This window comes from Mucilaginibacter flavus, assembly GCF_030409315.1.
In the GTDB taxonomy this organism is placed as follows: domain Bacteria; phylum Bacteroidota; class Bacteroidia; order Sphingobacteriales; family Sphingobacteriaceae; genus Mucilaginibacter; species Mucilaginibacter flavus.
The window spans coordinates 1-12382 of sequence record NZ_JAUFPS010000089.1 but is presented as its reverse complement, the minus strand read 5'-3'; the positions used below and the strand labels follow the sequence as shown (position 1 = coordinate 12382).

Sequence of the window (12382 nt, the reverse complement as noted above, 5' to 3'; positions counted from 1 at the left end):
ATAGCGAACGGTTTTTTGCCTGTTTTACTACCTCTTTATCTCTAAATGTAGTTGAACTTACAAATATGAAAAACAAGAGTCTATCAATAACAGATCAATAGACTATCAGCAGTAACAGAGTCATTATTAGGCAGCATTGTTAAGCAAAATATTGTTAAACATCTCGCGACCTATACTTTTGACATTTATAATTCTAAAAATGAAGATTATTAAAATTGGCAGGATTAAAAAAACGATATGATAATCTACAAAAAAAGAAGCAAACAGAAAAAAAACTACCATGAGAAAATCAAAAACAGACGAAATATAATAAGAAAATCTAACCGTATTTTCCTCCCCATTTTGAATTTCGAGGATTCCTCCGTCTACCGTACCAAACGAATTCATACGTGACCCTACCCTCCAAATATTATTTCTAAACTTAACGATATTCGGATAATTCTCCATAATTTGATAACTATTTTTCTTATTTAGTTGTTCCAAGAATCGTTCTTTTATTATCTTAGACTGAATTTGTGTTTTTGTAGAAATTTCATATTTTATTTTAATCATTGATTATATCCTCCGTTAATATACCAGTTTGAAATAGGGCCTGTATTGTTTTGAGTAGGTCCCATATACCTGGGAGAGCCTAGTAAATAAGTAATGCCATAATTATATGTTCCCGTTCCTTTTTCCGGAAGAGATACACCGGGGCCAAACCCCAAAGACCAAGTAGTATAAGTTGTTGAGGAGCCAAATGATAATGACACAATGCCATAATTGCCCCCCCATTCTGTTACCGGCCCTGCCCAATCAGAAAATGTACTAGTAAATCCCGGTTTGTTTGAAACATTAAAATAAGTAACTGATCCCGAAAGCGCAAGTGCCGTTTTAGTATTGTAGACCGTCATGTAATCTTGTACCCATCCCTTATTTGTGGTAATTGATCCTATTTCAATGGTTTTACCAACTTTTAAGATTCCCCCTCCTCCAATCGCTGAAAACCCTTGTAAAATGTAACCATATTTTGCCAATTCCTGAGCATGTGTTAATGGGGGATCTCTTCTTTGATTGTTGTCGAAAGCAGCAACAATTTCATAGTGGTAATTTGATGTTTCTACATTAAAATGTTCTCCTGTTTGCGGATCGATCTGTCCGGTCTCTGTGTATACCAATTGTACCTTGATGGGCGTTACGGAGAATGTGCCATCTCCGTTGTTAGAAATCCTCGTATCCCCCGGCGTTGCCATCGCATTTTTAACTGTATTTTGTAAATTCAGTTGGGCAGTTTCATTTGCTGACGCCTCCGCTGCTACCTCTATGGCGCCCTGTTCCCAGGACTGAGCATCCTGTATGAATTGATACCAGCCCCCCGCAGCCATTTGTGACATCTGTGCGGCCTGCTGGTCAGGTGAGGGAAGTTGGGGCGGCAATGCCGGACTCCACCCCCCTTGTACCGCCTGTCGCGCAAGAGGAGAAAGGAACCTTACATTCGGGTCATCACCACCGGGGTCATTCTTGTTTCCCGGGTCGTTAAAAGCAAAATTGTAAGGTGTCCAGTCCGCGTATTTATCTACCATAGGGTCGATGGCATTAAAACGGCCCAAAACCTGGTCATAGTCCCGGTAAAAAGTACTGTAGCTATTCTCGTATCCCAGGTCGTCCTGCAACTCGTTGCCAGCGTTATATAATAGTTTATTTGCATTTGTGGGCTGGGCTGTGCGTACCACCATACCCTGCATAGTCATACCGAAAGCGTAATACTCGTTCTCTTGTACCACTTTTGCCATGCCGCTCCCGTTGTCAACGAAGCTTACTCTTGTATTACCCAGGTTATCGGCAATAAAATACTCGTAGGTAAAATTTGTCCCGCTTACATCGACTTTTCCCTCGGGCATGTTAAAGTAGCTTAACGCACTGTTCTGATAAGTAAAACCGTCCATATAATCCAGCTGATTAATTACCGTCCCGGAACTGTTATAAACCGTTTTCCTTATCCTGGTGCCCGATGCATCATACATATACTCTATCCTTCCGCCACCCGTTACGGCTATCTTACTTACCTTATTCAAATCATTATACGTAATGGTTTGGCTTTTGTTGGCATCACCTGTCAGGTTGCCATTCGTGTCGTACTGGTATTCGCCAGTAGTATTGGCTCCGTCATTGAAACCCATGGTGGCCGTAGTACCTGTGGCATTATCCTTTACGGCATCAAGTTGATTGCTGCCAACAGTGCCGTTTTTATAGGCATAAGCAAGGTTATCTATCGTTGTGGCAACTGTAGCGCCTGATGCCAGGGTATTACGGGTGAGGCCCTGAATATTACCATTCTGATCATAGCTGGTTATAGTTTCATCATAACCGCTTATTTCGGCGTTCCACGAAGTGCCGCCATTGGCGGTGTAGTGAGCAGATAATAACCGGCCAATCGCATCATAGGCATAGGCATATCCCCGTTCCCGTACCGGGTTGGTTGAGGTGGAGGACACATCGTTAGCCTTCCATTTGATGGCCGATGCCTGGCCGTTATACCTTGGCGTGTTTACTATCCCGCCCGAAGCGTCTGCCTGGTCGTACAAAATCGTCATCCCCCAGATGTCATTGGTAGCCGTTCCGCTGTCGTCGGTAAGGTTACTTTTATTGATGCCCGTTATCCAGCCCCGTATGTTGTAGCGAAAATCTACCGTTTGCAGATAATTGCTGCCTGTGGTATTGCCCAGCTTTTTGTCCTTCAGCTGTCCTAATTCGTTATACTCATAGACGGCTATAACCTTCGGGGCGTTGCTATTGATCTGTATGCTTACCTGCTGCGGTCTTCCCTGTATATCGTAGGTAGGAGTGGTCAATACTTTAATGGCGGTGCCTTGTGTTTTTGCCTGCAGGGTTTGGGTAATGTGGCCGGCATATATATCGTAAGCGATATTGCTGATATCCAGAGCGCTTTGATTAATCAGGTTATTGGTCTGCTTTTGAATAGGGTTGCCAAAATTATCATAAAAAACAGCCTGATTTATCCAGCCACCGTTATTTCCGCTAACGTTGATTATCCGCTTTTTAGTACCGGTAAGCATTCCCCCTGCGTCTATGGTACACGCAGTTGCAAACCCGCTTTGATTGGGGTTTACAAACTGATTAGGTGGTGTGCCATTATTATTAAAATCGTAATCGTCGTAGTAATTCACTGTCAGCACATCTGCGTCGGCTACTGTTGCCGGGAAGCACTGGCTGCTATAGCCATAAGTGGTGCCAGCCTGTCTCTTTTCATAGGCAAACGTGCTTGTATTATCGTAAACAAGTCCGTCAAGGTAGTTTTGAAGCTTTTGCTGGTTAGTGGTTCCCGTGGCGTTTGGCGGCGTTGCATAGGTATACAACCCCAAAAGTATTACCCTGCTATATACATCATATTTGGTAAAATACCATTTGTCCGCAGTGCCGTAGGCATTCCTGATGCGCCCGTCCTGCATGAGCACCAAACGATTGTAGCTGTCATACACCATATAAACCGGCGCCGCACCGGCTGCCTGTTTGCTTACCAGCCTGTTTTTGGCATCGTAGCTGTAAACGCAGGCCCAGGTTGCTGTAAAGGTAGCACCCCAGCTTACAGATCCTGCATAAAGCCTTTTTACTCCTTCGGGAGATAATTGATAGTTAAGGTTTCCCAGATCATCGTAAATGTAAACTGTTTCAAGCCAGGTGCCGCTATCCCCCTGTACTTTCTTTTCTACCGTCTGGCCTAATTTATTGGTAAAAGTTAAAATATGGTGGCCCCCCTCATCGCTGACATCGTTTACCGAAAGCGTAGTTTCTGCATAATATCCTGCCGAGGGCCCAGCAGTTGTCCATATCCTGATATTGTCAGCTGCCACATTCAGCCTGAATACAGGTTTAACCGTATGCGTCCCTGGCTGCCAGTTTGTCCCCGGAGCGCCGGACTCTACTACCCTGTCCAGCGGGGACTGGTCATAGACTGTAACAGCATAGGGCGCGTTGTCGGTAGCCCGTTGTTGCCCGCTTTGTTGGTAAAAAGATGCCTGATCGGTAATCGCCGTTGACTGGTAGGCCCCGGTTGTCGTAGTAGCCGTATAGGGCAGGTATACGGTAGCCGGCCGGCCGTACTTATCATAGGCCAGCGGCTGTACTATATCTTTTTGTAAAGGACTGGCTTGTATGCCGACGCTTTGCACAGGTCGTCCTAAACCGTCCATGTAGCTGAGACGGCTTTGTGAGTTTGAAGGTGAAATCTGGCTTGCCGAGGTTACGCCTGAAACCTTGATGATATCGGTTCGTATGTTGTTATTGCTTACCAGCGCTGGGTTATCTGTTTGACAAAAGCCTTGTATACTAAACAGCAAGCTTGCAGCAACGATAAACAAAAATGGGAAGGTTAGGTGTTTTTTCATGATAAGCTGCATTATTAGTTGTTGCAATTAGGTGCAATGTAGCCGATGTGATAGGTTTGCACTAATGGGCTGCCGGAACCGCAATTAGGAGTAAAGGTACATCGCATGGTGTAGGATTGCGATGACGGCGTACTTCCTGTATAATGCGATGTAAAACTTGCCGTAGGGGCGCTCCCCGAGGAAACTGCCAACCAATTATTGGGTGCGTAATCATAAGCCATTTCAAAGGTAAAAGTCCCCGTACTACAGCCGACAAAATTGGCGGCGGTAAAGGTATTGGTACCTACCGGCATACTGGTACCGCAAACCGTACCCGAACTGCTGTAACCATAATTGATTACCTGACTGTTGCATACATTATAAAGCACCGCTCCGCAGGCATACAGTCCAAAAGAAGGTTGCGGCGTGTTGGGATTAATGGTAATCTGCTGGGTGGAACTTAGCTGGTACTGAGCATTAGATACGGTTAAATTGACATTATAGGTACCTGCTGTATTGTAAGCATGAGAGACACTGGCTCCCGTAGCCGACGAACCATCACCAAAATTCCATGTCCTGGTGGTCGTGCCTGCCTCGCATGCTGGTACAGTTGCAGATAAGTTGATGGTTGCGTTTACGTAAGCTTGCGCCGGAAGGTTAAAAAACGTACTCACCATCGGGGAAATATTATAAACGTAAGAAAGTTGCTTTAAGATGTTTTGATTATTGTCTGTTGTAATAGTGGGTCGCCCGAATGTATCGTATTGATAATTAATAGTATTGCCATGAGGGTCTGTATCGGATGATTTGAGCATATGCAGGTAATCATAATTGGAAAGTGATACCTGTGCGGAAGAAGGGTACAACAGCATATCATCAGCATAAATGGCTGTGCTGTTAACTACACTGACATTAAAAGCAGCATTGAGCGTACTGACCGGTAAGAAAAGTTTACAAAATACCCAGCTCCCGGAGGTATTGCTATACGCCACCAATCTGGATACCGCATGGCCCGAGCCATCGCTCAGGCTGACAGTCAGGTTGCCCGCCGATGTGGATTGTACCCAGCATGAAAAGGTATAGTTTATGGCTGTACCTTTATTTACGCCCGTTTTTGAAAAAGTGAAACCAGAAGGTACGGAAATGGCATTTCCTGCACGCCCGTTAGTCATCGATACACCGGATAAGGTGCTGATCACGAAGGCATACGGATTATCAGCAGTGGTGGTTAACTCAGACGCGAACGGTTGTCCCTGGTACTGGTAATCAAAGCCCGAGTAAACCACCTGATTGGCTGTCGCACCATTAATGGCGGCCACCGCGAACTGCCCGGTGTGATCGTAGTGTATCCCCGACAGATTTTGCTGTAGATCAGAAACAGAGGCGGCGTTTGAGCTTTTATTAAATTCCAGGTAATTGCCTGTAACTTTATACCTGTTATCCCAGCCGAACTGATAACTGGCGTTCACACCGGATTCCATAAAATCGGTCAGCGGTGTATTCGTCTTTAAAATCAGGCCTTGTGCAGGAAGCGGCCTGGCTACCGAATTAAGCGTAAAAGTATTATACTTCACTAGTTCAGCCCCGGTTACCTGCTCACTCCCCCCGGATTTGGTTATGGAGGATATTTTTTCAATAACCGTATTATGGATAAAGGCGTTTTTCAGGTTTTGCAATGCGGCTGTCATGGCATCAGCGCCACCTCCTGTACTCGTATTGGTAAAATCCTGGGGGTATTTAAAACGGGTTTTATAGATGGTAAAATTCGTTCCGTCGTTACTGACCGATGTAGTTGTGTTATTCAGTAAAAGATGGTTCGCGCCCGTGTAAAAATTATCGGTTTCCACGGTTGCCGATTTGGTAAAGTTGGTACCTGGATCGTAGGTAATATCTTTTTGGACACTTTGCAGTTTATTCACCCCAGAGTACAATACATATTTACTATAAGCATACGCCCTGGTAAGTGAGTCGGTAAAGCTGTAGGTAAAATAATCTGCAGCGAGGCCATAAATTGCGTTTGGCGTTGCATTTTGAAAAACAGGCGTGTATTGATAGTCCTTTTCCTTAAGCAGCTGCCCGGTTTCATTATAAACCTTTACACTTTGTAACAGGCCCCTTTCAAAATTGTAATTGGGGTTAGGTGCAAACGGGAAACCATAATAACCATCCATCATCGTCCCCTGGCTCATACATGCAGAGGTTGAAGGATTGCTTGTGGTTGCATATTGTGATTTAACAGCCTGCCATTGATAGGGGGCAGCATACTCGGGCGAGGTAAGCTGGGCATAGGTAGCAGGTTGCAAAAACTGGTAACTCGTAGAACCACGCCCCGTTTGACTTTCCTTTACAGATTGATAAATAACGTTTGGCGCATCGAAAGTATAAGGGTTTAAGTCATATTCAGATCTAGCCATGAAATATTGAGCCTGGGTCTGCGGATCGGCATATTGATCGATGGTATGCAAAGCCCCTGCTGTACTGTCCTGATAAACCGGTACCGAAAATGCAAATTGAGGACGATTAAGCAGGGCTCCTCCCGTGTAAGAATAATTTTTAATAATGTCACTAGCAGCGCTGATCCCATCGTGCATCGTTATTGTTTTAACCCTTATCCCTCCGCCGTTAAATGTCTGATTTGCTTTGCTATCAAAATATTGGTTGGATTCATAATCTATTTTAACATTTCCACCTGTGGGAAAAGTGATCCTCGACAAAGAGCCTGCAGCTACAGCAGCCGGGTTAGCAGCCCGGTTTGCACCACCGGTAGCATAATAAGATGTGCCCTGGTAATTGGGGATCTGCTCTATCCTGTATTTTTCCTGCAATGGCTCGTTTGGGTAAACATATAAATTGGGGACGAGTTTTTTTGCCCCGTTTGCGTTGTAATAACCCCAGTAATCCTGCTCAAAATAATCAGTGGAAGGAACAGGTAAAACTGCGCTTGGTGTGATGACTGACGAACTGAAAACCGTAGCTGGAAGAACTGTACCGGAGTACTCAAACTGGTAAAATGGTGTGGACAGACAGGCGTTAGATTCGTTCAATGATTGAAGGTACGTACGTCCCTGGACTTTGGCATAGTATAAATTAATGTTTTTGATCAGCGGCCCAGTTTTGCTGTTAAGCTGGAAATTATTGATAGATAATATGATGTAAGGATAATTGGTTACCCCATTAGGCCCGCCGGGAACTACCTTCACGCCCGGGTTCCACGAATAATTGAGCAACAATACATAATTAGCTGTAGTAATACCGTTCAGCAATTTCACCTCGGTTGAATTCTGTGTAGTAAACAGACTCCTCCTGTATGCGGTGTTTATGGCCCCGTTAGCTAAAAAGATATCGGTAGGGCTGGAAATTGTCGTAGTATAATCCAGGTTGATCCCCTGATTGTTCGTCCCCCCATAGCTTAATGTAATGGTTGCCCCTGTTGCCGATGTTACCTGTGTAAGGCTCCATTCGGTGGTATAGGTTGTCGATGTAATATATTTTATAAGCTGATCTCTAAGGTATGCCACAGATTTATAAATACCTGTAGGAACAATTTTTTGAGTAACAATGCTGGTCGGCGCAAACAAGTATTGGGTGCCATCCGGTGTGGTAACTGTAAATGAAGTTATGGCACCGCCGCTGGACGCGTAAGTTGGCTGTATATTTAAATCATTATAAGGCAACAGCTGAATGACTTTGTTGTTATTAAATACAAATTGCCCGGAGTAGCCACCAAAATTAAAGCTGAAAACGTCCGGCTCTGTATCCGTATTATTATTGGTGAATGAAGATAAGGTGCTGTAATTGGCAGCATCCCCTGCACAATTGGTACGGCTTTGAATGGCAAAATTATTTACCGCCGAAGCACCGCTTCCATATAACCAACCCATCCTGGTATCCGCACCGGTTCCCTGAAAATCATCAGGTAAACCTTTAACCGTACGTATAATACTTCCGCCTGCGCTTAAGCCCCACCCAATCCCAAGGGCATAATTGTCGCTGCCGTATTCCTGGGTTTCGGGTATACCAGCTGTGTAATGAAGGCTTACCGGTAGAGAAATATCCCCGACCGTTGCTGTGTAAATAGGAATATTGATGATGGGCCTGCCACTTTGCAGGTCGACCGGAACACTTATTTGCGCCAGCGACCTGTTGATGGATAATAACAGTAAGAATAGTATTAATTTGGTTATAGGTTTCATATGATCATGTGAAAAGCACATTTTATAGTGCTTGCGTTCAGGTTTCAAAATTGTACTTTAGAGCTAACCCTAAAGTTTTGGTCGCCATTGATAGGAAATCAATAAACTATCGTAATTGGATATTATCCTGTCGAATGAGATTATTACGGTTTGTACCGATATATTGGAAGTTTGGAATCATGTTAAGGCTTGTTTTAAAGTTTATGTTTGGCGTTTTAAATATAAAAAATAATTGTAAAAAAAACACTTTAATAACATTCTTTTTCAAATCTTAATTTTAAAAGATCACGGCAACTACTTTTAAGCATTTTTTTTCAATAGGTTAAGGTATGACTTCCCGCTTCGGCTGCATAAATGCGACCGGTCAATTTATTTTAAATAGAGACTAGCTTTATTAAACCACAATAACCAGCTTAGCCCCGATTTTTCAGACATATGTTAAAAAAAAGTAGTAATTCAGCATCTAATTAGCAAACCTTTAAGCCATACCAAGACAGCTACAATTCTAATAAACAGTTTTTTGTTGAGGGATAAACAATTTAGAAGCCATCCGTCACGTTGCCGTACTTAAGTATACCTTGCCCCATAATTGAGAACGCGACATTCGACACTGATACACGTTACACAGTTGATATTTAGTGAATTACTGAACTATTTAATAAAACGCCGCCAAATAAACTTTTTGAAAATTTACTTCAAATCAAGGTACATGGAACGGGTTTAATATCTGTCATTACACTCCACCGTTTTTGGGGACTTTAATGATTTTTTAAAGGATGATTTACTGATTTGCGGACGTGGTCAATCTATCACTTATGGCCTCGACTACAGGGGGGGGGTAGAGTAATCAATTCGAACAGAGGTTTCATAATTTAAAAAGAATTATTTTTCTCTTTTTCGTATATTGGTATGTAGCATTTACTGCTATATACTTATCAACAAAAAGTGGTAAGTAATTCGGTGAGTACGAAATTGAAAACCATTCGGGAAAACCGATAAGCGCAGAAAAACAGGGTTAAAACAAATCTCTCCTTCTCTCTAATAAAAAATCTAAGTTAATTTCCATCATTAAAATCTTTTTAAAGTTTCACTATTAGATAGAACACTTATATATTTGTATTATAACGATTAATGGCCAAATCTGTAGTTGTATAAATCGTTGAATGATCTATTGGCTATTTATAACTCATTATAATTTAAGGACTTACAAGGCTTGTTCAATTCCCGCCAAAAGATCGGCATTCATGGTATTAATCATCACATCGGCAGCTTTACATAAATCGCGCTCCTTTATATTATTGAAATACAACTGGTCATAATGCACTTTATTATATATTTCTTCTTTGAACACAGTAAGCGCATAACTATCTTCCATATGCGGCAGCCCTTTAGCTGATAAATTTGCAAACATTAGTTTGGCAAGATAACACTGAGCCAGTTCTGCCAGATATTTTGCAACAACAGCTCTGCAAAATCTCAGGTCTGCACAATAAACGATATTTTTAAACCCAATCCCGGTGTAATTTTCGGGTACAATGAGCAAGGGGCATCTCACCCTATTTAAAATAGCCTGCATGTTAGGTTTCTTCACCTCGAGATTGCCAAAACCATCCGCGCACCCTTTTATCATGAGCCAGATATTGTGGTTGATAACGCTGCTAATCATTTCATCATCTGTTAAACCATCAAAACTTATAACATCGATGCATGGTTTAAAATCCCCATCCATATTACAGCCGTTCCGCAGCTTATCAATCAATAAAAAAGGCTGTTCACCAGTATCTGCTTCATCATTATTTGCAATTTTTACCAGCGCCGGTTGTGATGGCTCACATACCTCATTCATATTCGCCAGTAAAATATTAGCCTCCATCTTTTTAGCAATATCTATCGCAAATAAGGCGGCATTCACTGCCCCCACCGACTGATCATTAATTACCAAAATAGTTTTCATAGTCAAATATATTTTTAGGTTAATCGCAACCGAATGTTAGTCAAAGTAAGTAAAGTTAAATGCGCAATTAGTTGATCTGAATCAATAACAACAATGATATAAATCACTCTTTTACAATAAACTGCAACTTAATTTTACACTATAAACAAAACACTTTGTTATGAAAACAATTATTGCCTTAACTGATTTTTCGCCCAATGCCACCCATGCTGCTCATTATGCATTCCAACTGGCAAATAGCTTAAAAGCCAACCTTGTGTTATGCAACGCCTACCTTGTACCGGCAGAAATTCCAAGTGCGTATACCATAGCATGGCCGATAGAAGAGTATAACTTATTAAGCGAGGAGAGTGTTGATATGCTTAAACTACTTAAGGAACAGCTTGAAACCTGGGCCGAAACTTTGCAAAACACAGATAACTTTACACCACAAATTGCTATCCATAGCAGTTTTGGTGCCGTTAGCAGTGTAATTAAAGAGCTTGTACCGGCAAATGAAATTTCAATGATAGTGGCTGGCACGCATGAAAGTAGTTTTTTAGGCGATGTTTTGAGCGGAAATAACGTTAACATTATGATTAATAATATTGATTTGCCACTATTGCTGATACCACCCAATGCTGCATTTAAAAATATCGAAAAAGTAGCTTTTGCGACAGATTTGAAATTTGCTGCCGAAGATGTAACTGCTTTAAAGTTGTTAAACACCATTACCGAACAACTAAATGCAACTGTAATGCTTGCCAATATTTATGATGAGCAGGCACATACCCCCCTTTTTGAAAAATGCGTAAAAGACAGCCTCGATGCACTTATTAGCCAAGGCAGCTTTGAAAAAATGAGTTCCAAAACAGTAATTGACGACACGCCCGAACGTGGCTTGCAGCTTTTATGCAACGAAGAAAAGATTGACGTATTAGCAATGGTTCATCACGATTTAAACACATTTCAACGAATGTTTAAAGGAAGCCACACTAAAAGCATGTTGGCGTTGATTGATATTCCTTTGTTAATTTTTAACACAAGATCAAATGCCAATTAACGATAATTTACAGGCAGTTTAATTAAGTTAACTAATTCATAAAGCACCGCTTACGCCCTTGTCTGTACTGCCTTATAGAAATATTTATTATACCCTATAGATATTTTCTCAACAAGGCCTGCGTTAACCAATCTTTTTAACCTGTTATTAAAAGCACTCCTGCTTTGCGGGTATCCTTCTTCGCGCATTTCCAGCCAAATAGTTTCGGCATCTTTTTCATTGGCGAGGGTGCTGATGTAACCAACTATCTGATCACTTAGCTGGTCATATAACTCCTGTTGTTTTGTGGTTCGGGATTTGGATGATCTGTATTGATATGGGTTAACCATTTATTTGGGGGTAACGGTGTGCAGGCAAATTATTATTAAACCTATTCTAAATTATTGCCCAAATTTGAAGCAAATCTGAAGTTGGCAATTATCCGGCGCTGTTTTAGGATAGTGTTATATTGATGCTAAAAGCAGAATGCACAAAGCCTAAAGCCAATATGCTGTTTATCAATACAATTTGTGACCTTAACTATTACACGCTATGTAACACCGTTAGGTGAGGCATGCCCTGCTTTATTACAATCATCGGAAAACCGCTTTTAAAACCCGGCTATGCAATTTGGGGCTAAAGCCACGTTTATGTTTACTTTCTTTAACCGTTGGCTAAAGCCCAAACAGCAATGAATTTAAAAAATCAGATTTGAAAGTTATTTGAAAACTCATTGCCCTCCCATTTATCTATTGTGTGTACACATCTTTTTAATTTATCATATAGATAAAAAACGTTGTCATTTCCTTTAGATTGGCATCAACAGAATAATAAGGGTTATTATTATTGT

General features: G+C 41.8%; 6 protein-coding genes. 1 reads left to right on the top strand and 5 read right to left on the bottom strand.

Annotation, left to right across the window (positions count from 1 at the left end):
- Nucleotides 1-126: 126 nt before the first annotated feature.
- From QWZ17_RS25585 to QWZ17_RS25570, 4 genes are all read right to left on the bottom strand, one after another.
- Nucleotides 127-552 carry a hypothetical protein gene (locus QWZ17_RS25585; protein WP_290308179.1) on the bottom strand — a complete coding sequence of 142 codons (426 nt, stop codon included), beginning with the start codon at nt 550-552 and terminating at the stop codon, nt 127-129.
- The gene (locus QWZ17_RS25580) at nt 549-4385 is read right to left on the bottom strand and encodes a DUF6443 domain-containing protein (protein WP_290308178.1); all 3837 of its coding nucleotides are present in this window, start codon (nt 4383-4385) and stop codon (nt 549-551) included. The genes QWZ17_RS25585 and QWZ17_RS25580 overlap by 4 nt, the downstream gene beginning before the upstream one ends.
- A 14-nt stretch (nt 4386-4399) precedes the next feature.
- Entirely contained in the window at nt 4400-8557 is a 4158-nt protein-coding gene (locus QWZ17_RS25575; protein WP_290308177.1) for a PKD domain-containing protein, read from the bottom strand.
- 1204 nt (nt 8558-9761) lie between these two features.
- On the bottom strand, nt 9762-10511 hold the full coding sequence (locus tag QWZ17_RS25570) for an adenine nucleotide alpha hydrolase family protein (RefSeq protein ID WP_290308176.1): 750 nt from the start codon (nt 10509-10511) through the stop codon (nt 9762-9764).
- A gap of 160 nt (nt 10512-10671) precedes the next feature.
- Here QWZ17_RS25570 and QWZ17_RS25565 point away from each other — a divergent pair, with 160 nt between their 5' ends.
- Nucleotides 10672-11553, top strand: a complete 882-nt coding sequence (locus QWZ17_RS25565) for a universal stress protein (protein ID WP_290308175.1) — start codon at nt 10672-10674, stop codon at nt 11551-11553.
- 50 nt (nt 11554-11603) lie between these two features.
- Here QWZ17_RS25565 and QWZ17_RS25560 read toward each other — a convergent pair whose 3' ends face one another.
- The gene (locus tag QWZ17_RS25560; RefSeq protein ID WP_290308174.1) at nt 11604-11882 is read right to left on the bottom strand and encodes a helix-turn-helix domain-containing protein; all 279 of its coding nucleotides are present in this window, start codon (nt 11880-11882) and stop codon (nt 11604-11606) included.
- Nucleotides 11883-12382 lie beyond the last annotated feature (500 nt).

Coding starts and splice junctions, on each gene's coding strand:
- QWZ17_RS25585 (WP_290308179.1), bottom strand. CDS start 552: ATGATTAAAATAAAATATGAAATTTCTACAAAAACACAAATTCAGTCT.
- QWZ17_RS25580 (WP_290308178.1), bottom strand. CDS start 4,385: ATGAAAAAACACCTAACCTTCCCATTTTTGTTTATCGTTGCTGCAAGC.
- QWZ17_RS25575 (WP_290308177.1), bottom strand. CDS start 8,557: ATGAAACCTATAACCAAATTAATACTATTCTTACTGTTATTATCCATC.
- QWZ17_RS25570 (WP_290308176.1), bottom strand. CDS start 10,511: ATGAAAACTATTTTGGTAATTAATGATCAGTCGGTGGGGGCAGTGAAT.
- QWZ17_RS25565 (WP_290308175.1), top strand. CDS start 10,672: ATGAAAACAATTATTGCCTTAACTGATTTTTCGCCCAATGCCACCCAT.
- QWZ17_RS25560 (WP_290308174.1), bottom strand. CDS start 11,882: ATGGTTAACCCATATCAATACAGATCATCCAAATCCCGAACCACAAAA.